The 23204-nt window shown below is 34.1% G+C and carries 18 protein-coding genes; 9 read left to right on the plus strand and 9 right to left on the minus strand.

The window, feature by feature from the left end:
• The first annotated feature begins 226 nt into the window (after positions 1-226).
• The 4 genes from CHB81_RS00745 (at position 227) to CHB81_RS00760 (ending at position 2788) form a co-directional block, all read left to right on the plus strand.
• Positions 227-1357 (plus strand): Mrp/NBP35 family ATP-binding protein, encoded by a 1131-nt coding sequence (locus CHB81_RS00745; protein WP_089349978.1) that lies wholly within the window; start codon positions 227-229, stop codon positions 1355-1357.
• Between the two features lie 116 nt (positions 1358-1473).
• Complete coding sequence (locus tag CHB81_RS00750) at positions 1474-1713, plus strand: NifU family protein (RefSeq protein ID WP_089349979.1); 240 nt, start codon at positions 1474-1476, stop codon at positions 1711-1713.
• 214 nt (positions 1714-1927) lie between these two features.
• Positions 1928-2413 carry a hypothetical protein gene (locus tag CHB81_RS00755; protein ID WP_089349980.1) on the plus strand — a complete coding sequence of 162 codons (486 nt, stop codon included), beginning with the start codon at positions 1928-1930 and terminating at the stop codon, positions 2411-2413.
• 57 nt (positions 2414-2470) lie between these two features.
• Entirely contained in the window at positions 2471-2788 is a 318-nt protein-coding gene (locus CHB81_RS00760) for a 2Fe-2S iron-sulfur cluster-binding protein (RefSeq protein WP_089349981.1), read from the plus strand.
• Positions 2789-2880: 92 nt separating this feature from the next.
• Here CHB81_RS00760 and CHB81_RS00765 read toward each other — a convergent pair whose 3' ends face one another.
• From CHB81_RS00765 to CHB81_RS00790, 6 genes are all read right to left on the minus strand, one after another.
• Positions 2881-3381, minus strand: a complete 501-nt coding sequence (locus CHB81_RS00765) for an SMI1/KNR4 family protein (RefSeq protein ID WP_089349982.1) — start codon at positions 3379-3381, stop codon at positions 2881-2883.
• A gap of 54 nt (positions 3382-3435) precedes the next feature.
• The gene (locus CHB81_RS00770; protein ID WP_089349983.1) at positions 3436-3834 is read right to left on the minus strand and encodes an immunity 22 family protein; all 399 of its coding nucleotides are present in this window, start codon (positions 3832-3834) and stop codon (positions 3436-3438) included.
• Between the two features lie 132 nt (positions 3835-3966).
• Positions 3967-4956: an aspartate-semialdehyde dehydrogenase gene (locus CHB81_RS00775; protein WP_089349984.1), complete on the minus strand. Its 990-nt coding sequence runs from the start codon at positions 4954-4956 to the stop codon at positions 3967-3969.
• Positions 4957-5081: 125 nt separating this feature from the next.
• Positions 5082-5798, minus strand: coding sequence for a hypothetical protein (locus CHB81_RS00780; RefSeq protein ID WP_089349985.1), 717 nt, complete (start codon positions 5796-5798; stop codon positions 5082-5084).
• A 101-nt stretch (positions 5799-5899) separates the two neighbouring features.
• Positions 5900-6274, minus strand: coding sequence for a large conductance mechanosensitive channel protein MscL (mscL, locus tag CHB81_RS00785; RefSeq protein ID WP_089349986.1), 375 nt, complete (start codon positions 6272-6274; stop codon positions 5900-5902).
• Positions 6275-6343: 69 nt separating this feature from the next.
• The gene (locus tag CHB81_RS00790) at positions 6344-8815 is read right to left on the minus strand and encodes a bifunctional UDP-N-acetylmuramoyl-tripeptide:D-alanyl-D-alanine ligase/alanine racemase (RefSeq protein ID WP_089349987.1); all 2472 of its coding nucleotides are present in this window, start codon (positions 8813-8815) and stop codon (positions 6344-6346) included.
• Positions 8816-9260: 445 nt separating this feature from the next.
• Between CHB81_RS00790 and CHB81_RS00800 the strand changes: the two genes are divergently transcribed.
• Entirely contained in the window at positions 9261-9866 is a 606-nt protein-coding gene (locus tag CHB81_RS00800; protein WP_254920912.1) for a hypothetical protein, read from the plus strand.
• Here CHB81_RS00800 and CHB81_RS00805 read toward each other — a convergent pair.
• Positions 9861-10598 carry a porin family protein gene (locus tag CHB81_RS00805; protein WP_369597361.1) on the minus strand — a complete coding sequence of 246 codons (738 nt, stop codon included), beginning with the start codon at positions 10596-10598 and terminating at the stop codon, positions 9861-9863. The genes CHB81_RS00800 and CHB81_RS00805 overlap by 6 nt on opposite strands.
• Positions 10599-10849: 251 nt before the next feature.
• On the opposite strand from CHB81_RS00805, the gene CHB81_RS00810 reads away from it, so the two are divergent.
• From CHB81_RS00810 to CHB81_RS00830, 4 genes are all read left to right on the plus strand, one after another.
• Complete coding sequence (locus CHB81_RS00810; protein WP_254920913.1) at positions 10850-11143, plus strand: hypothetical protein; 294 nt, start codon at positions 10850-10852, stop codon at positions 11141-11143.
• 160 nt (positions 11144-11303) lie between these two features.
• Entirely contained in the window at positions 11304-13514 is a 2211-nt protein-coding gene (locus tag CHB81_RS00815; RefSeq protein WP_089349990.1) for a TonB-dependent receptor, read from the plus strand.
• A gap of 254 nt (positions 13515-13768) precedes the next feature.
• Positions 13769-15877 carry a prolyl oligopeptidase family protein gene (locus tag CHB81_RS00820; RefSeq protein ID WP_089349991.1) on the plus strand — a complete coding sequence of 703 codons (2109 nt, stop codon included), beginning with the start codon at positions 13769-13771 and terminating at the stop codon, positions 15875-15877.
• Between the two features lie 346 nt (positions 15878-16223).
• Positions 16224-17216, plus strand: a complete 993-nt coding sequence (locus CHB81_RS00830; protein ID WP_089349993.1) for a Gfo/Idh/MocA family protein — start codon at positions 16224-16226, stop codon at positions 17214-17216.
• A gap of 271 nt (positions 17217-17487) precedes the next feature.
• Here CHB81_RS00830 and CHB81_RS00835 read toward each other — a convergent pair whose 3' ends face one another.
• Both CHB81_RS00835 and dnaE read right to left on the minus strand, forming a co-directional pair.
• Positions 17488-18420: an outer membrane beta-barrel protein gene (locus tag CHB81_RS00835; RefSeq protein WP_089349994.1), complete on the minus strand. Its 933-nt coding sequence runs from the start codon at positions 18418-18420 to the stop codon at positions 17488-17490.
• 177 nt (positions 18421-18597) lie between these two features.
• Entirely contained in the window at positions 18598-23136 is a 4539-nt protein-coding gene (dnaE, locus tag CHB81_RS00840; protein WP_089349995.1) for a DNA polymerase III subunit alpha, read from the minus strand.
• Positions 23137-23204: the final 68 nt, after the last annotated feature.

The following is a 23204-nucleotide window of genomic DNA, read 5'->3' on the forward strand; positions in this document are numbered from 1 at the left end:
AATAAGATCTTCATAAGAAATGATCAAAAAGCCATCACAATGATTTATCCGATTAGAAACTCAAAATTCAAATAAGATAGAATCATTCTAACCAATCCTAATATCAATAAATACAATCTAAAAGCGTTTGAATCCGAACATAATCTGTTATCTTTGTAGTCTGAAATCAGTTTAAATAAACACAGTTGTTAAATTGGTTTCCTTCATTAGAAAACAGACGATTAAAATGAAATTAGACAGGAAAGAAATTCTTAAAGCTTTAGAAACAATCACTATAGCAGGAGAAGGAAAAAATATGGTTGAAAGTGGTGCTGTTACCAATGTACTAACTTTTGGCGACGAAGTTGTCGTAGATTTACTATTACATACTCCGGCAATGCACATTAAAAAGAGAGCCGAAGATGATATCAAAAAAACGATTCATGATTTGATCTCTGCTGATGCAAAAGTTAAAGTAAACATTAAAGTTGAAGCCAAGGAAAATCCTAATGAAATAAAAGGGAAAGCAATTCCGGGAATCAAAAATATAATTGCCGTTGCTTCTGGTAAAGGAGGAGTTGGAAAATCTACAGTTACAGCAAATCTTGCCGTAACACTTGCAAAAATGGGTTTTAATGTTGGAGTTCTGGATGCTGATATCTACGGTCCTTCTATGCCTATTATGTTTGATGTAGAAAACGAAAAACCAGTTTCGATTACCGTTGACGGAAAATCAAAAATGAAACCAATTGAAAGTTATGAAATCAAAATACTTTCTATCGGTTTTTTCACGGCTCCAAGTCAGGCAGTAATCTGGAGAGGTCCAATGGCTGCTAAAGCTTTGAACCAAATGATTTTTGATGCAGATTGGGGAGAATTAGACTTTATGCTAATTGACTTACCTCCGGGAACTGGAGATATTCACCTTTCGATCATGCAATCATTGCCTATTACGGGTGCTGTAGTAGTAAGTACCCCTCAAGCTGTGGCTCTTGCCGATGCTAAAAAAGGAGTTGCAATGTTTATGCAAGACAACATCAATGTTCCTGTTTTGGGAATTATCGAAAATATGGCATACTTTACACCAGAAGAATTACCTGATAATAAATATTATATCTTTGGACAGGAAGGAGCTAAAAATCTTGCAGAAGATTTGAATGTGCCGTTCTTAGGAGAAGTGCCAATTGTACAATCAATTCGTGAAGCAGGAGATTACGGACGCCCGGCAGCTTTACAGACAGCTTCGGTGATCGAAACCATTTTTGAAGAAATAACTCGAAATGTTGTACAGGAAACAGTTAACAGAAACGATAACCTGCCTGCAACAGAAGCCATAAAAATTACAACAATGGCAGGTTGTTCAGCAGTAAAGAAATAAATTAGATAATTGAGATAAAACTAATGAGATAATATGAAAATTAGATAATTAGATAATTTTACTTCAAAGTGAATTTTCTAATTATCTAATTAACTAATTATCCAATTGATAAAATTATGACAACAGAAGAATTAACAAGCAACGTATTATTGGCTCTGGACGAAATCAGACCTTTTTTAAATTCTGATGGAGGAGACATTACACTAGTTTCTATAGACGATGACAAACATGTCAAAGTTCGTCTTGAAGGAGCATGTATTAGCTGCAGTGTAAACCAAATGACACTTAAAGCAGGAGTTGAAACAACAATAAAAAAATATGCTCCACAAATAGAAACTGTGGTAAATATAATGTAGTAAAAACTATATTTTTTAGCCTTTTTGAAGTATGTTAAATTAACAAGAATAATAGCGCTTAAGTCATTTAACTTGTAAAACCACAAAAAAGCAATCACAATATAGCAATAAATTGCAGATTTAGCAAAAAACAATCCAAAGATTTAAGGGTTTTAGGGGAGTGTTTTTACATTTTTAACTTAAATTTGTGAAGGAACCTCTAAATCTTAAATTTATGAAGAAATATTACACTCTCTTTTTATTGTTTCTTTTCTTAACGTTAAGTCATGCTCAACAAAGTGCTGCAACATTAGTTGTCGATAAAGCCTGGTTGAACGAAGATGAAGAATGGTCAGATTTTAACTATTCAGGTCAAATTGTATTTTCAACAATACCAAGTAACGAAGAAGGAAGTCTTAGAATTGGTAATTATGATTTTTTGTATGATCTTTGCGACGGAAAAGCAAAGTTCTCAAACAAAGCAACCTACAGTTCCGCTGAGTTTTCTCATCCAAGAAAACTCACAGCACAAACGGATAAACAAGGGGTAGTAAATACAACTTATGAAGGAACTCTGATTTTTCAATCTGATAGAGATTATTATTCGATAATTGCTGTAATAACAATTTTAAACAAAGGAGGTAATATTCTGGGTATTAAAATACATTCAAAAGACAACGAAAGACGAGAATACGCCTTTAGCTTAAAACCAACAAGTTAATTTAAATAAGGATTTGTTCATGTTATCAAATCCGAACAAAAATTCCAAATAATTAAAATGGATGTATTAATAAAGATTAAAGATCGAGAAGGAGTTATACACGAATTACAAGCTCCAACTGATATGGCAATGAACATAATGGAGTTATGCAAAGCATACGAACTTCCTGTTGAAGGAACCTGCGGAGGAATGGCAATGTGTGCTTCTTGCCAATGTTACGTTCTAAATGATATTGCATTACCAGAAATGGGAGATGAAGAAGAAGCTATGCTTTCGGAGGCATTTTATGTTAAAGCTAATAGCCGTTTAGGTTGCCAGATACCAATTACTACAGAATTAGAAGGATTAGAGCTGGAATTAGCACCTGAATACTAAAATAAGAAATTTTCAATCCCCGAAGCTTCGGGATAAAATCCAAATTCCAAATAACAGATGTTGTTTTGGAATTTGGATTTTTTATTTCGATTTTATGAAAGATCAGTTGGGTCAAAAGGCTCAAATTCTCTTTCAGAAAATGCTTCAGTTAAGATTCCTGACGAGCACAACCAATTTATAGTTTCTTCAAGTGTGTTTCCTGCTTTGTAAATCATTTCGCTATGTCTTGGCAAAATAAAACATTCATTTTTAAGAAGAATAATTTCATCTCCGTCATAAGTATCTCCAATTCTAACAGCGTTTAAAACTTCGTCCTTTGTCAAAACAGCTGCACCTTCATCCCAAAACCAATATTCGGCAATACGGCTTTTCCATTCTGACAAAGTCAAAATTATAGTTTCCGGAAGATAGATTCTAACATAAGTTCCGCCAAGAATTCCGCTTCCATACGTTGAAACATATTCTTTATAATCTTCATCAAAAACGATATTTAATGTCTTTTCGCAAGCCAGAATATCCTCTTCATCGGCAAGGAATAAATCCGTTTTATTAGTCTTGTAGTTTGGGATTATTTTGTAATTATCGAAGTTCATACCTTTTGTATTTATAAAGATAAGATTTTTACTAAAATCATTTCTGTCTTTCGCTCAAATTTCATATTCAATCTCGCCAATATATATCAACTCAAATTTTGAATCCTGTATCGAAATTGGCTTTTGAATCTGATCTTTTGAAATAAATACAACTGTATTAACTTTTTCAGGATCTTGATTTTGTTTGACTACTCTTTCTCTAGCTTCTGCAAGCCATTTTTCAGAATACGAATATGGACTAAATTTTTCTTCAAAGGAGACATTTTCATTTTCAAATCCACTTTCCATAAAGTCATGATCTAAAAAATTCTCACTTTGAGATTTTGCAAATTCTGATATGTATTTTTCTTCTTCATCATCTTCATAATAAGTTTCATTTTCACCTAAAAAATCAAAATATGCTTCTTCTGATTTAAATTTTCCAAACCAAAAATGGCTAGTTTCTGTTCTCATACTTTCACCGTTTTAATAGAACAAAAATATCTTTTCTTAATTATAGTTCTTCATAATTCTATACAAAAAAACCGCAATTACATTACTGTAATTACGGTCTTTTCTTTATAACAATTTTCTTTAATCTCTAGTTTATACCAAACCAGCCTGAATTAAATACTCGGCGATTTGAATTGTGTTTGTTGCAGCACCTTTTCTTAAGTTGTCAGCAACGATCCACATGTTTAAAGTATTTGGCTGGCTTTCGTCACGACGGATTCTTCCAACAAAAACATCATTTTTACCTTCTGCATATAATGGCATTGGATAAGTAAATGTGTCTAAATTATCCTGAACTACTACTCCATCAGTATTATGAAGAATTTCGCGAACTTCATTTACATCAAAATCATTTGTAAACTCAACATTTACCGCTTCGCTATGTCCGCCAACAACAGGAACACGAACCGCAGTAGCTGTAACTCTAATCGTTTTATCATCAAGGATTTTTTGAGTTTCACGAACTAATTTCATTTCTTCTTTAGTGTATCCGTTTTCTTCAAAACTGTCGCAATGTGGAATTGCATTTCTGTGAATTGGATATTTATAAGCCATTTCTCCCTGAACTCCAGCGTACTCGTTTTCTAATTGTCTTACCGCTTTTACTCCAGTTCCTGTGATAGATTGGTAAGTAGAAACAATGATTCTTTTAATGTTGTATTTTTTGTGCAATGGAGCCAATGCCAAAACCATTTGAATAGTTGAGCAGTTTGGATTTGCAATAATTTTATCTTCTTTTGTTAAGCTTGTAGCATTGATTTCCGGAACTATCAATTTTTTTGTTGGGTCCATTCTCCAAGCCGATGAATTATCAATAACAGTTGTTCCGGCTGCTGCAAATTTTGGAGCCCATTCTAATGATGTATCTCCTCCTGCAGAAAAAACAGCGATATCAGCTTTCATATCAACTGCCGTTTGCATTCCTACAACTTTATATTTTGTTCCTTTATATTCAATTTCTTTTCCAACTGATTTCTCAGATGCAACAGGAATTAATTCTGTAACAGGAAAATTTCTTTCCGCCAAAACTTTAAGCATTATCTCGCCAACCATACCAGTGGCACCTACAACGGCTATTCTCATTTTTATATTTTTATAGTATGAATTAAATCTAAATTATAATGCAAAAGTATACAATATAAAAGTCAAAACAAGACGCTTCACAAAAAATAACAAAATGTTATAAAACAAACAATACTGTTTTTTTTTTAAGAATCTAAAATTATAATACCGTCCTCAACAGTTTCAACTTTTTTGGTCAGTTCTCTAGCATTAAAAAGTATCGTCCAGCTATTATTCATTAGCTTTTCATCTTCCATAGCGGTATCAAAATGACTTTCAACTATATTTTTCAATAACTCATTTTTTTCAAGATTATTAATAGTCCCAATTAGTTCATTTTTTTTATCCAAATCATCACATTCCCTGAGTTGTATTTTACTATGTAGAAGTATAATATAATCCAGTTCTCTTAAAAACTCTTCTTTTTTAAGATTCATCCTGTCTCTTTCATCATAATTCCAACTTGAATAATCTACAGATTCAGAATCACCAAGACTTAAAAGAAAAAGACTTGCGCAGCCATGTGATATTTCATGTATTAATTCGAACCCAAATTGCTTCATTTTTTTTACAAATCTCTTGTCTTCGGGAATATAACCGTATTTTTTTATTCCTACAGATACTTCAAAAATATAACTTCTGATGTAGTACAATTCATCCCTTTTTAATAATAACGTATCCCTTTTAATTTTCTGAATTAGGATATTTGCATCTGTTTTAGAATATGTATTTCCTTCAATAATATTTTTTTCAATCAAGTAATTCTTAAAAAAAATATAATCATCGTCGTTTTTTTCAAGTTCAATGAATTTAGCAACTAAAACATCTCTTTTTAAAAGATAAAAATCTACATCGCATCCCATAAATATCAGTATAAATTGATTATTGTATTTTTAACCTAGTAACAAACCAAAAAAAACCGCCCCAATTAAGGAACGGTTAAATTAGACATAGTGTAGCGGAATTATTTTTTAAGCAAATCTCTAATTTGCGTTAGTAACTCTTCTTGAGTTGGTCCTGCTGGTGGTGGAGCAACTTCATTTTTCTTTTTAGCGTGGTTAATTCCCTGGATGATGAGAAACAACACAAAAGCAACAATTACAAAGTTAATTACGGCCGAAATAAACAAACCATACTTCACTCCTCCAAAAGCCGTTAATTCCTCGATAGTAGACAAATGCGCCGCATCTAAAGCCGGTTTCAATAACAACGGTGTAATTACATCTTCGATAAATGAGCTCACAATTTTACCAAAAGCAGCTCCAATGATTACACCGACAGCCAAATCAACTACGTTGCCTTTCATTGCAAATTCCTTAAATTCAGAAAAAAATCCCATAATTGTCTCTTTTTGTTTATAATTAAAATGAGTATCGAAAATACGCAATTTTCTTTACATTTCTTACAATTATCTAAAAAATACCCTTTTTACACGTTGCGAAATACTTGTCATAATCTCATACGGGATGGTTTTCAATGCTTCAGCCATTTCCACAACCGTTGGGCTCTCGCCGAAAATAATAACCGAATCTCCGTCTTTGCAATCAATATTACTTACATCAACCATTAACATATCCATACAAACGCTGCCTACAATTGGCGCTTTTTGATTCTTGATTATGACAAATCCAACCTGATTCCCCCATAATCTCGAAATCCCATCAGCGTAACCAATTGGGATTGTTGCAATTCTGGTTTCTTTCTCTGCCATAAAACGACGACCATAGCCAACACTATCACCATTTGGGATAGTACGAACCTGAGAAATTATAGATTTTAAGGTTCCAACATTCTCCAGATATTTTTGTTCTGCCGGATCGTTAGAAACTCCGTACAAACCAATTCCTAAACGCACCATATTGAATTGCGCATTTGGGAAATTACTGATTCCTGATGTATTCAGAATATGACGAATTGGATTTATATCTAATGCCGAAATTAATTTAGAAGATAATTTATCAAACAAATTAATCTGCGAAAGCACAAAATCAAAATGTTTTACCTCGTCGCTTGTTGCGAGATGCGACAAGACACTTTTTACTTTTACAGATGAATTTCCTTTTAAAGTTTCAATCAATTCGCTTAAATTATGCTCTTCAAAACCTAAACGATGCATTCCTGTATCCAGTTTTATATGAATAGGAAAGTCTTTTAAATTCTTTTCACGGGCAATTTTCAAAAAGGCATTTAATCCTTTTATACTATAAATTTCGGGCTCTAACTCATATTGAATTATCGAAGGAAAACTAGTCGACTCAGGATTCAAAACCATAATTGGCAATTTTATTCCGCCGTTTTTAAGCGAGATTCCTTCATCGGCAAAAGCCACACCCAGATAATCTACTTTATGATGTTCTAGTAATTTTGCAATTTCCAACCCACCGTTACCATAACCAAAAGCTTTTACCATCACCATGATTTTTACATCATCGGCAAGTTTTGATTTATAATAATTCAGATTGTGACTAATCGAATCCATATTGATTTCAAGAACCGTTTCATGTGTTTTTTCTTCAAGTAAAGAAACAATTTGCTCAAACTGAAACGATCTTGCCCCTTTTATTAAAATGGTTTCGTTATTGAAATTTAAGCTGTCAATCTGAGCAATAAATTCGGCTGTATTTGGAAAAGTTATACAATTCGGAAATTTAGCGGCGAATGAAGAAATTGTTCCTCCAATTGCTATAATCCGATTCACTTTATTATCCGCAATAAGCTGCGCAACCTTAGTATATAATTCTTCGTTTGAAAATCCGCTTTGAACAATATCAGATAAAATAATTGTTTTTGTGGCATTCTTCTTTTTCTGACTTTCCAAGAAATCCAACGCAATTTTTAACGACTGAAAATCGGAGCTGTAACTATCATCGATAATACTAGAATTGTTGATTCCGTTTTTAACTTCTAATCGCATTCGCACCGGATATAACATTTGCATGCGATTTTGAATCGTAGCAAAATCATATTCAAAATAAAGCAAAACCAACAAACAGGAAACGGCATTTTCTATTGAAGCCAAATCGCTAAAAGGAATTTCTAAACTAAAACTCTCTCCTTTATATTTATATTGAATAATTGTGATGTCGTTTTTATTTTCTTTTTTCAGAATAAAAACATCTGCGGAATTATCTGTAAAACTCCACGAGAAAATCTTTCTGTCTTTTAAATCATTTGTTTTTAAAAAATCATTCAAACACAAATCTACAATCTCATTTTTTTGATAAATGATCACTTTTGATTTTTTGAAAAGCAATAATTTTTCGTTGATTTTTTGTTCCAGATTCTGAAAACCTTCATCGTGCGCAGAACCAATATTGGTCAAAACACCAATAGTCGGTTTTATAATTTTCTCCAGATTAACCATTTCATTTACCGTAGAAATTCCGGCTTCAAAAATGCCTAAATTGTGTTTCTCATTAATCGCAATTACAGATAATGGAACCCCAACCTGAGAGTTGTAACTTTTAGGACTTCTGATAATATTATAGTCCGGGCTCAGCAAGAAATTAAGCCATTCTTTTACAATTGTTTTTCCGTTACTTCCGGTCAGGCCGATAATAGGGAAATCAAAAAGATCTCTATAATAACTGGCAAATTCCTGCAAAGCATCTAAGGAGTTTTTGACTACCAGAAAATTTGCTTTTCCGGAGCAATTTTCAGGAATATATTGTACAACAAAATTCTGAACACCTTTTTCTATAAGTTCCGGAATATACAAATGAGCATCATTATTAACGCCTGATAAGGCAAAAAATAAGGTTTGTGATCCGTTTTGCAACGAACGGCTGTCGATCGAAATATGATCAACAAAAATATCAGTGTCTGAGCCAATCCATTCGGCTTTAAAAACTGAGATTAGGCTTTTTAAGTTTATGCTCATTTAGAAAATTTCTTTTGTCAAATTTAAAAAAAGGATTGCCACCAAGTTCACAAATTTTCACTAATTCTTTGTGGTTATTTTTTTTGCCATAGATTAAAAAAGTTTGCCACGAATTGCACTAATTATCACTAATTCTTTGCGGTTATTTTATTTTGCCACTCCCGATAGTTATCGGGATAAGTGGATTAAAATGATTTTCTTATTTGTGACGTTTTTTTTGCCACGAATTCATAAATTATTTTTTTACGCAGATTTAAAAAGATTGAAGCAGATGCACGCAGATTTTTATTTATTAAATCTGCATGAAAGAAATATTAAGTATAATTTAAAATTCGTGTTAATTCGTGAAATTCGTGGCAAAAAAACTTAATATCTACAAAACTAAAAATTCGTGGCAAAAAACATTATTTGTTTATATTTGTTCGACACCACTAAATGCAACGTTTTGAAAAAAATACTTCCTATATTTTCCTATATCCTGCACCCGATTTTCATCTCGATGTATGCTACTTTGTTTTATCTTTTTTGCAAAGACGACATCTTTACCAATCAGGAAAAATATTATGTTTTATTTCAAATTCTGATCATTACTATTTTAGTTCCAATCTTGTTTTTCATGTTATTGCGTTCAACAGGACATGTAAAATCAGTAATGATTCATGAAACTTCGCAACGCAAAATTCCGCTTGTATTACAATGCTTTTTATATATTTTATTGGTAAAAAGAAGCATTATAATTACACGTTATCCTGAGTTACATTTCTTTTTTCTTGGAGCTTTATTCAGTACAATTTTGGCTCTGGTATGTTCGCTTTTTAAAATCAAGGCAAGTTTGCACATGATGGCGATTAGCGGATTTGCAATTTTTGTAATTGGCCTATCAATTCATTTACAAATACAAAACCCTTATTGGTCAGCTCTTTTGATTTTATTAACTGGAGTTGTTGCGTCTTCGCGATTAGAAATGGAAGCTCATTCGCCAAATGAATTATTAATTGGAACGTTTATCGGGATATTACCGCAGCTTCTGTTTTTGTATTTGTGGTTATAATATATAGAAAATCAAACCTGCATTAAGGGTTCTTACGTCAATATTTTGTCCGGAAACGGTTTTTAGATCTTTTTTAAACAAAGTATTCAAACCATAATTAATATAAACATTCCAGGTATTATAACCCGCTGCCAGATAAACTCCATATTGAAACTTATTAATATCGGGATTGTTTTTGACTTTGTAACTTTCCTCTCCATTGTCCAATACCGATTTATTCGACAAAACATAACTTACTTTAAATCCAGTATAAATTCTCCAAAATTTATAACTTTCATATGTCGAATTTCTCCACCTGAACTCTATCGGAAGATCGACCAGATATTGCCTGTATCGGTTTGATTTTATGTCATTGTAATCACTTACTTCATACGCTAAACCAGCGTTTGGAACCTGAGAAATAGTAAGATTTTGATAATAATTCTGATAACTTAACCCCAAACCTGCAGCAATTGCAACGGTTCTTTTTTTATTGATAGGCATATCACGCAGAAAACCTCCGGAAAGTCCCGCAGAAAATTTGTTTTGTTTAAGCCCTTGCGGAATTTGAGTAAGAAGGTTATAAGTAATCAAAAAATAAAACTGATCTTCACGATATAAGGAATCTATTTTAACAACAGGTTTTATTTCCGGTTTAACATCTCCTTGCGAAAAAACGTTAAAAAACGACAGTAAAAACAAACAACTAAAAAGAATTCGCATATCGTATTTTGGTTTTAAAGAGTTTTTCAAGTCAATGTTTTTTAGGGTGTATTTATTTTACTTACAAATATAATATAATGCTAGTTCAGGAGACAATTAGAAAGTAATTATTCTCTTTTTAACGACGAATAAAACCATTTGTTGCGCTTTTTTCAATAAATAAGCAACAGAATCTAAAAAATAGAGCAATTTTTCACTGCTCTTTTATACCTTTGCAATGCATGAAGAAAAAGCAGCTCATATTAAGTGTTTCTTTCGCTCTGACAATATTGTTCTCAATATTGTTTCAGTCGATACACAGTTATGAGCATATTGTAAAGCAACTTTCAGAAAAACAATGTCACCACAACTACAATGATCCTAGTGGCGAAATAACACATCAGCACCATAATTATGACTTATGTTATGTATGTCATTTTGCTTTTGGAAGTTATGTTGTTCCTGAAGAATTTTCATTTCAATTTCGCACATTTCATAAAGAAATCCCTTATTTCTTTGCTCTTTCAGAAAAAATATTTTCAGTTTCAGAAAGTGCTTATTTACTACGCGGTCCTCCTCAAACTATAGTTACTTAATTTTCGATTACTCGAAATACAATTAAAATCTTTTTAATCTAATTCAAAAAAATTGGTGGCTTTCCCCATTCTGAGACTCTCGGAATCGGCAAATTTTACTATTCTTTTTAGGTTTTTGTTTTAAAAGGAAAAAATCAATTAACTATAGCATCATTTTCAAATGAAAAAAATAATATTAGCCCTTATTTTAGGGTTTTCGAGCCTGCTTTCGGCTCAAAATTCAGTTTCAGGAACGGTAACAAATCTTCAAAACAAACCTATGCCTAACGTTTCTGTTTATGCGCCTGAATTACACAAAGGAACTAAGACTGATGAAAACGGAAAATACGAATTTAAAAATCTTCCAAACGGAAGTTTAGGACTGGCTTTTTCTTTTGTTGGATATACAACTCAGAATAAAACTATCAATAAATTATTAAAAGAAAACACGCTGGATGTAACGCTTTCAGAATCTATTTTTGAAATGGATGAAGTTGTGGTTTCAACACCTTTCAACAAATTGCAATCGCAAAACGTAATGAAAGTCGAGCACGAAAGCATTAAAACCTTGCAGCAAAAAGGAACTTCAACTTTAATCGAAGGTTTAGCAACGATTCCGGGAGTTTCGCAAATTTCTACAGGAACTTCTATCGGGAAACCGGTAATTCGCGGACTTAGCGGAAACCGTGTTTTGGTCTATTCGCAAGGTGTTCGTATCGAAAATCAACAGTTTGGAGACGAGCATGGTTTAGGTTTAAACGATGCGGGAATTGAAAGTGTTGAAGTTATAAAAGGTCCTGCTTCATTGTTATACGGTTCTGATGCTTTGGGTGGAGTTTTGTATTTTAATCCGGAGAAATTTGCTGACGCGAATACGTTTAAGGCAAATTTTAGTCAAAAATATTTCACCAATACACAAGGAAGCAATTCTTCTATTGGATTAAAAACTTCTACTGATAACTGGAAATTTTTAGCGCGCGGAAGTTTCAACACACATTCCGATTATAAAATTGGTGATGATGGCGATCGCGTAACGAATACACGTTATAACGAAACTGATTTTAAAACCGGAATTGGATACAGTAACTCAAGCTTTTCAAGTGTTTTGAGATACAACTACAATAAACTGGATCTTGGAATGCCGGATAATGGAATTGCAGAACAATCTTCAAGCAAAAACACTGAATTTCCGAGACAAGGAATATTCAATCATTTATTGAGTTTAAACAACGTAATCTTTTTTGAAAACTCAAAGTTAGATGTTGATTTAGGTTATATCGCCAATGACAGAAGCGAGTTTGAAGACAGCAACGAAGCTTCTCTTCATATGAAATTGAATACTTTTAATTATAATGCTAAATATCATTTTCCGAAATTTGGTAAAATTGAAGCTATTTTTGGCGTTCAGGGAATGCATCAAACCAATAAAAACTCTGGTGAAGAATACTTAATTCCTGACGCAACAACAAATGATTTTGGTGCTTTTGGAACTGCAAATTACGAATGGGGAAGTAATGTTTTACAAGCCGGACTACGTTTTGACAACAGAAAAATTACTTCTATTGCACACGGAATTGAAGGTGAAGAAGGTTACTTTTTACCTTTAGATCGTTCATTTGACAGCTTCAATGCTTCATTGGGATATAAAACAAAACTGGCAGATCCGTTAACGCTTCGATTGAATGTTGCGACAGGATTTAGAGCACCAAACTTAGCAGAGTTAACTTCAAATGGTGTTCATGAAGGAACTAACCGATATGAAATTGGAAATGCTGCTTTGAAAACGGAACAAAACGTTCAGACGGATTTGAATTTAGAATACAAAAACACGCATTTTGAGTTTTTCATCAACGGATTTTACAATCACATAAACAATTACATCTACACTTCGCCAACGGGAGAAGTTCGTGAAGACAATAATGTTTTTGCTTATACTCAGGATAATGCCAATTTATATGGTGGTGAAGTTGGTTTGCATTTTCATCCGCATCCGTTAGATTGGTTGCATTTTGAAACTAGTTTTGAAACCGTAACGGGAAAAAAACAAAATGGTGATTACTTGCCTTTAATTCCGGCAAATAACTGGAATAATACATTGAGAACGGAGTTTAAAATCAAAGATTGGTTCGAAGAAGGATATGCTTCTTTGAATGTTTCTTCGACTTTTAATCAAAATAATGTTAGTGGTTTTGAAACGGCTTCAAACGGATATACGTTGGTAAATCTTGGTTTTGGCGGAACGGTAAAACTTGGTAAACATGCTTTTGATGTGAACCTGAACGGAAACAATTTATTCGATAAAAAATACATTGCACACCTTTCGAGATTAAAGACAGACGGTATTCCTAATATTGGAAGAAACATTGTTCTGGGAGTTAATTTCAACTTGTAATTTTGTTATTTAACCGCAAAGCACGCGAAGTTTTTATACATACTTGATTTTATAAAAACGCAAAGTTCGCAAAGCTTTGTATTGATTTCTAACTTTGCGGTTAAATATTCATAAAACTTTTATTCATTTCTAGCTTTGTGCACTTTGCGTTTTCTAAGCGTCCCGATTAGATAAAATCTTTGCGCACTTTGCGGTTAAATACCCATCTATCTCACAAAAAGCGTTATTTTTGTTACAACTGTTAAATTTAAATTATGAAAAAAACATTTCTTATAATGGCTATCACAACCGCAGGAATTTCGTTTGGGCAGAATAAAATTCAATATCCCGAGACTAAAAAAGGAGAAACTGTTGACGTTTATTTTGATACTAAAGTAAGTGATCCTTATCGTTGGCTTGAAGACGATAAATCAGCTGAAACCGGAGCTTGGGTAAAAGCTGAAAATGAGGTTACTTATGGCTATTTAGATAAAATTCCTTTTCGTGACGAGTTGAAAAAACGCATGGAAAAACTTTGGAACTATGAAAAAATTAGTGCTCCATATACAGAGGGAAAATTTACTTATTATTCAAAAAATAACGGACTACAGAATCAATCTGTTGTTTATAGAAAAGGAACTGATGGTAAAGAGGAAGTTTTCTTAGATCCAAACACATTTTCTAAAGACGGAACTACTTCGCTTGGCGGATTAGATTTTTCTAAAGACGGATCGAAAGCTGCATATGCAATTTCTGAAGGCGGAAGCGATTGGAGAAAGGTTATTATCATTGATGCATTGTCCAAAAAAGTTCTGGAAGACACTTTGGTCGATGTAAAATTTAGCGGTGTTTCATGGCATGGAAATGAAGGTTTTTACTATTCTAGTTATGAAAAACCAAAAGGAAGTGAACTTTCTGCAAAAACAGATGAGCACAAATTGTATTTTCATAAGTTAGGAACTTCTCAAAAAGAAGACAAAGTGATCTTTGGCGCTGACCAAAAACGCAGATATGTTGGTGGTTCTGTTACTGAAGACGATCGTTTTTTAGTAATTACTGCTGCAAATTCGACTTACGGAAACGAGTTATACATTAAAGATTTAACCGTTGCAAATAGTCCAATTGTTACTATTGTAGACAACTTTAACAGCTCAAATTCTATTATTGAAAATGAAGGAACTAAATTATTTATCGAAACGGACTTGAACGCTCCAAATAGCCGTGTGGTTTCTGTAGATGTAAAAAATCCAAAACCGGAAAACTGGAAAGATTTCATCAAAGAAACTCAAAACATTTTATCGCCTTCAACTGGTGGTGGTTATTTCTTTGCCAATTATACTAAAGATGCGGTTTCGTTTGTACAACAATACGATTATAGCGGAAAATTAGTTCGTGAAATCAAACTTCCGGCGGTAGGAACTGCAGGCGGATTTGGCGGAAAAAAACATGACAAAACATTGTATTATAGTTTTACCAATTATACAACTCCCGGAACCATTTATTCTTTGGAACCTAAATCAGGTAAATCTGAAGTGTACCAAAAACCTAAAGTTGATTTTAAAAGTGACGATTACGAGTCTAAACAAGTATTCTACACTTCTAAAGACGGAACTAAAATCCCAATGATTATCACGTATAAGAAAGGTTTAAAACTTGACGGTAAAAACCCAACTATTCTTTACGCTTATGGTGGTTTCAATATTAGCTTAACGCCAAGTTTTAGCATTGCAAACGCTGTGTGGTTGGAAAATGGCGGTGTTTATGCTGTTGCCAATTTAAGAGGTGGTGGTGAATATGGCAAAAAATGGCATGATGCGGGAACTAAATTGCAAAAACAAAATGTATTTGACGATTTTATCGCTGCGGGTGAATATTTGATTGCTCAAAAATATACCTCATCTGATTTCTTGGCTATTCGCGGAGGTTCTAACGGAGGTTTATTAGTTGGAGCAACAATGACACAACGTCCTGATTTAATGAAGGTAGCGTTGCCAGCAGTTGGCGTAATGGACATGTTGCGTTACCATACTTTTACTGCAGGTGCAGGTTGGGCTTACGACTATGGAACTTCTCAGGATAACAAGGAAATGTTTGAATACCTAAAAGGATATTCTCCGGTTCAAAACGTTAAAAAAGGCGTTCAATATCCTGCAACTATGGTTACAACAGGTGATCATGATGATCGTGTGGTTCCTGCGCATAGTTTTAAATTTGCTGCTGAATTGCAAGACAAACAAACAGGAGACAATCCGGTTTTGATTCGTATTGATGTAAAAGCAGGTCACGGAGCAGGAAAATCTGTTGCGGCAACAATTCAGGAAAACGTAGACATTCAAGCCTTCACACTTTACAATATGGGATTTAAGGCTTTACCTAAAAAGTAAACTTTAGTCTATTTTTTTTTATAGCCACGAATTTACGAATTATTATTTTGTGAGTTCGTGGTTATTTTTTTTGCCAAGACTTTTTTGTTGTGGCTGGAGAATTTTACCGCAAAGCACGCAAAGTTTTTGTATCAGCTTGGCTTTCTAAAAACACAAAGTTCGCAAAGCTGGTTCAACACAAAGCTTTGCGAACTTTGTGTTTTTATAAAATCTTCTAAGTATAAAATCTTTGCGTGCTTTGCGGTAAAATTAAATCCTGCAAAATCTGCGTGAAAAAATAATTCGTGAAAATTAGTGAAATTCGTGGCAACCTTTTTTTAAATTTGAAATAACTAAAACACCAAAAATGAAAATTGTAAAATGGGGAATTATAGGTTGTGGAAATGTAACCGAAGTTAAAAGCGGGCCTGCATTTCAAAAAACGCCTAACTCAGCTTTGGTTGCTGTTATGCGCAGAGATGCGGCTCTTGCCGAGGATTATGCCAAACGCCACAATGTTGCCAAATGGTACTCAAATGCTGTTGATTTAATCAATGATCCAGAAGTTGATGCTGTTTATATTGCTACTCCTCCATCGTCTCATAAAGAATATACTATTTTGTGCGCCAAAGCAGGAAAACCTGTTTACGTAGAGAAACCAATGGCTTTAAACTTCGAGGAATGCAACGAAATGATTAGCGTTTGTAAAGAACATAATGTACCACTATTTGTGGCGTATTACAGAAGAAGCTTACGAAGATTCTTAAAGATAAAAGAACTAATAGATCAAAATAAAATAGGAAGTGTAAGACATGTAAACTGTGTTTTATATCATCCATTCGAACAACGATATGATGACGAAATCAATCTTCCGTGGACGGTTTTACCACACATTTCCGGCGGTGGAATTTTTGTTGATTTAGCTTGTCATACTTTAGATTTTCTGGATTTTGTTTTGGGACCAATTCAATCTGTTCGCGGACATGCCAGTTCTCAGCTTAAAGCATATCCTGCCGAAGATGCTGTTTCGATGTCGTTTTTATTCGAAAACGGAATTCATGGAACAGGTTTATGGAATTTCGCTAGTTTTAAACGTTATGACAATACTGATATTGTAGGTGATAAAGGAAGAATCTCTTTCTCTACTTTCGGAAATGATCCCATTCATATTGAATATTTAGACGGAGAAAAAGAAAGTATTACAATTGAGAATCCGCTTCACATTCAGCAACCGCTTATTGAAACTGTTGTTGCAGAAATTTTAGGTACAGAAGGCATTAATCCTTCAAGAGGAAATTCCGCTGCAAGAACAACCTGGGTTATTGATGAAGTTTTGAAGGAGTTTAGGGATTCTAAATAAAAACTGATACAGTTTTGTTATTTAATCTCGCTAAGTCGCTAAATCTCAAAGTCTTCTCTCATTTTATATCATTTCGACGGAGGAGACCCGAGCGATAGCGAACAGACGAAGTAAATCACACGCACAGCTCGACAAAGATTAACGATTTTGATTGCGGAGTTTCTAGTGTAATTTCTCCTCCGTCGAAATTGACAAAAAATTATAAAAGCACAAAAAAAGAGGATATTCAAATGAATATCCTCTTTTTTATAAGCTATAAATATCTTTAAGATTATAGGCTATATTTAAGACCTAAAGTTAATCCTAAACCTGAGATTCCAACATAAGAACTAATATCATCAGTTGCTCTTGTATTATCAAAACCAGCAGCATTAGTTAATTTATTATTTGAAGTAGTATTAATTTGTTCTACATATTTAGTATGATTTGCAGAATATGATGCATCCGGACGGAAAGTAGTTGGAGTATTTAATTTATCTACCCCATTTTCAGTATATACTTCCGTTTCTTTTGTTTTTCCATGTACTGTAAAATTACGATATTCTAATTCAGCAAAAAGTGAAATATGAGTACCTAATTTATAAGATGTTCCTAATGCTGCAGTAAATCCAACAGTTGGGTTTGGCTTAATAACATCTTTTGAATAAGTATTTACAATTCCAGCAGGATTAGTATACGTTCTAGTAGTTTCAATATCTAATGTTCCATGAATAGGAACGATAACTCCAACTTTAGTATAAGGCTCAAAACCATGAGTTTCTCCTAAAAACAAAACGATAGCAGGAGCAATATCAAAAGCTTCAAGTTTTCCTACTGCTTTACCAGTTGCAAAAGTTGGTCCGGCTGCCACTAATCTATTTGTAGTTTCAACCATAGTTTTATCTGCGCTGTTAAAATAATTAAATCCTAACTCAACACCTAAACGTGGCGTAAAACGATATCCTGCAGTTAAACCTGTACGAAATCCTTGTCCAAAAGAACCATGATTAGTTTCTCTAGAAATTAAAGTAGTACCATTAGCAGCATAAACATCCGAGTTTGGTAATGCTCCTGATACAGTTGGAAACTCAGCAGCCGCAGTTTGAATAAAATAAGATCCTCCCAATTTAAAATACCAAGTTTCTGGTTTATCTGCTTTTTCTGTTTGCGCCATTGTGGCCATAGAGCAAACTAATAATCCTAATAAAAATAGGTTCTTTTTCATAATTCTGATTTAATTAATTTTTACAAACATAGAATATTTTAACATATGTCTAAAGTTTGCTTTGTTATACTTAGAGCGAAAACGTTGTAATTTTACACAATATTACTAAAAAAGTATTATGCATGCATATTTTTAACTAAAAAAAAATGCATTCCACTAAATTTTAACTGTTAAAATTTAATTTAGTTTAAAATTTATCTGCATTTTCTCTAATTCCTGCAATAGTTCCGCAGAAATCTTAATTTTTAGCCTACGACTTGGCATCGATAATTTTGTAACTACTTTTATTTCTTCCACTTCATTCACCTCCTGAATTTTAGTTTCGTCGAGTGCCGCATCTCCATCTTCGGCTTCATCTGCAAAAACTGCATCATCATTTTCCTCAAAATCAGTTGGTGTTTCAACCTCAACAAGACGCTTTACTTTTTCCAGCTCCATGATTTCAAATGTCACAGAATTATCTCCTTTGTTCTCATTAAATAAATGACTCAACCTGTGAATAAATTCCTCTTGTAAATCTTTTATATTCAATAATAAAATCAATTTTTTAGCAAAAGCTTCCAGAATATCCTGCAATTGTCTTATTTCAACAAACTGCATTCTTGGATCTGATTTTTTACCTGTATCGTGATTTACCCAACCGTCTTTTATTAATATTTTAATGAAAGCAAAATTATTCTGAATCAGGAAATGGCGGAACTTTAAGTATTCTTCACCAAAAATCTTAAACTCATAACTTTCATCATATCCTTCTAAATTAAAAACTGCCCAACCTTTTCCGTTTTTTGCCACACGATGCTGAACATTGTTAATGATTCCGGCAAAATTTAGATTTTTACCTACATATTCGTTCATACTTTTTAGAGATTCCAATCGGGAATTACAGAAGTATTTCATCTCAAATCTAAAATCATCAAGAGGATGTCCAGAGATATAAATCCCAACAACTTCTTTCTCCTTAGCCAGTTTTTCCATCGTACTCCAATCTTCACATGGCGGCACAACAGGTTCATCAATTTGCACTTCACTTGTTTCTCCAAACAAACTTACTTGCGATGAATTTTCGTTTTCCTGAAACTTCGATCCGTAACGAATTGCTTTTTCATAAAACGTAATTCCATCACCATCATCATGAAAATATTGCGCTCTGGTCGTTCCTTCAAACGAATCAAAACCTCCGGCAAGTGCCAGGTTTTCGATTGCTTTTTTATTGGCTGCACGCAAATCAATACGTTTTGCCAAGTCAAAAATCGACTTATATCTTCCGTCTTTTCTACTTTCTACAATTGTTGCAACGGCTCCGGAACCAACACCTTTGATAGCGCCCATTCCAAAACGTACCGCATATTCGTCATTTACAGTAAATTTATAGTATGATTCATTAACATCCGGTCCTAAAACCTGTAATCCCATTCGCTTGCATTCTTCCATAAAAAACGATACTTGTTTAATATCATTCATATTATTCGAAAGAACCGCCGCCATATATTCTGCTGGATAATGCGCTTTTAAATATGCCGTTTGATAAGCAATCCAGGCATAACAAGTCGAGTGCGATTTGTTGAAGGCGTAACTCGCAAATGCTTCCCAGTCTTTCCAGATTTTCTCTAAAACTTTTGCATCATGACCTTTTTTTGCTGCTTGTTCAACAAACTTAGGCTTCATTTTATCCAGTACGTCCTTCTGCTTCTTACCCATCGCCTTACGCAAAACGTCTGCCTCACCTTTTGTAAAGTCAGCCAACGATTGCGACAAAAGCATTACCTGCTCCTGATAAACCGTAATTCCGTAAGTCTCTCCTAAATATTCCTCACAGGCATCTAAATCGTATTTGATTTCCTCTTCTCCATTTTTCCTTCTTACAAAAGATGGAATATACTCCAAAGGTCCCGGACGATATAAGGCATTCATGGCAATTAAATCTCCAAAAACCGTTGGCTTCAGATCCTTCATGTATTTCTGCATTCCGGGTGACTCATATTGGAAGATTCCAACTGTTTCTCCTCTTTGGAAAAGTGCGTAAGTTTCAACATCATCAATCGGGAATGTATCCGGATCTAAGTCAATTCCGTTTCTATATTTTACCAGTTTAACGGTGTCTTTTATCAGCGTAAGGGTCTTTAGACCCAAGAAATCCATTTTTAGCAATCCGGCACTTTCTGCAACCGAGTTATCAAACTGCGTTACATATAAATCAGAATCTTTTGCTGTGGTCACGGGAACGAAATTCGTAATATCCGATGGCGTAATGATTACACCACAGGCGTGAATTCCGGTATTTCGCATCGAACCCTCAAGGATTTTTGCCTGCTGAATCGTTTCTCCCGCCAAATCATCTTCATTGGCAATGGCGATCAATTCTTTTACATTATCAAATTCATCAGAACGAAGGGCTTTTTTAACCTCCTCTTCGCTTTCAGAAATAAAACGCGCCAGATTCCATTTTGATGGCATCATTGCCGGAATCAGTTTTGCAATTCTATCGGCTTCAAATAATGGTAAATCCAGTACACGCGCCGTATCACGAATCGCAGATTTGGTTGCCATTTTACCATAAGTAATAATCTGCGCAACCTGATTTTGACCGTATTTATTAATTACGTAATCCATAACACGACCACGACCCTCGTCGTCAAAATCGATATCAATATCGGGCATCGATACACGATCCGGATTTAGGAAACGCTCAAAAAGCAAATCGTACTTAATAGGGTCAATATTCGTAATTCCTAAACAATATGCCACGGCAGAACCCGCAGCAGATCCACGACCGGGACCAACCGAAACGTCCATTTTTCTAGCTTCGGCGATGAAATCCTGAACGATCAAAAAGTATCCTGGATATCCGGAATTCGAAATGGTCAATAACTCAAAATCCAAACGTTCCTGAATCGATTCGGTAATTTCACCATATCGTCTTTGTGCCCCAACCATTGTAAGGTGTCGCAGGTATTTATTTTCACCTCGAACTCCACCATCAGCTTCATCTTCGACAACTACAAACTCTTCGGGAATATCAAACTTAGGAAGCAATACATCACGATAAAGCGAATAAACCTCAACCTTATCGACAATTTCCTGTATATTAATAATCGAATCAGGTAAATCAGCAAAGAGTTTTTTCATCTCTTCTTGCGACTTATAATAGTATTCCTGATTAGGTAATCCGTAACGATATCCACGACCACGACCAATTGGTGTGGCTTGCTTTTCACCATCTTTTACACACAATAAAATATCGTGTGCATTGGCATCTTCTTTATTTAAATAATAGGTATTATTTGTCGCAATTAATTTAACATTGTGCTTTTGAGAAAATTCAATCAGGGTTTTATTCACACGATTTTCATCTTCCTGATTGTGGCGCATAATCTCGAGATAAAAATCATCGCCAAATTGTTCTTTCCACCAAATCAATGCTTCTTCGGCTTGGTTTTCACCAATGTTCAGAATTTTACTCGGAATTTCTCCGTATAAATTTCCGGACAAAACCATGATATCTTCCTTATATTTTTCGATAATTTTTCGATCAATCCTCGGAACATAATAAAATCCGTTTGTAAACGCAATCGACGACATTTTTGCCAGATTGTGATAACCATTTTTATTTTTGGCTAACAATACAACCTGATTTCCGTTATCTTTTTTAGTCTTATCTAAGTGGTTGTCGCAGACATTAAATTCACAACCTACAATTGGTTTTATCTCAGTTTCTGTTGGCTCTTCACCAGCTTCAACCAAAGCTTTATTTTTTCCGGATGCAGCTTTATTGTGGTTCATAACGGCGCTCACAAAATGGAAAGCTCCCATCATGTTTCCAGTATCGGTCATCGCAACGGCAGGCATTCCGTTTTTGGCTGTAGCCGAAACAATATTTCCAATACCTATAGTAGATTGAAGAACCGAAAACTGAGTATGATTGTGTAAATGCGCATATTTTGCCTCTTTAAAATCTTCTCTGTCAGAATGTAAAACTGCAGGTTCTTTACCAACCGATTCTAAAGCTTTTAGTTGCTCTCTGATTTTATCAGAAGCCGCTTTTAAATTGATGTGTTTTAAACCAATTAGCGGAAATTCCTGTGGATTTCTATTCTGGAATTCCTTGAAATAATCCTTCGGAACATCCAGTTCTTCTTTGGTAAAAACTTCTCTTCTTATTAATTCTAAGAAACAACGTGTAGTTGCCTCGACGTCGGCAGTTGCGTTGTGCGCTTCCGCAAAAGGTTTATTAAAAAGGTATTCGTGTAATTCTGTTAATGTTGGTAATTTGAATCTTCCTCCACGACCTCCCGGAAGCTTTAATAATGAAGCAGTAACCTCGGTACAAGTATCCAAAACAGGCATTGAACTCATAGGAGAATCTACTCCCATTCTATGAAATTCGGCTCCCATAATATTAACGTCGAAACCTAAATTCTGACCAACAATAAATTTGGTTTTGCTTAAAGCAATATTGAATTTCTCCAAAACTTCTGCCAACGTGATTCCATCGGCTTCAGCCAATTCTGTAGAGATTCCGTGAATACGCTCCGCATCATACGGAATATTAAATCCGTCAGGCTTAACCAAGTAATCCTGATGTTCGATTAATTGCCCCATTTCGTCATGAAGCTGCCAAGCGATCTGAATACAGCGAGGCCAGTTATCAGAATCGGTAATTGGAGCATCCCAACGTTTTGGTAATCCAGTAGTTTCGGTATCGAATATTAAGTACATAGGTATAAATAACAAAAATTAATCTCCAAATCACAAGTTATTTCATCACATAAATCATTGATTACATG

This window comes from Flavobacterium sp. ov086, from assembly GCF_900187965.1.
Lineage (GTDB): Bacteria > Bacteroidota > Bacteroidia > Flavobacteriales > Flavobacteriaceae > Flavobacterium.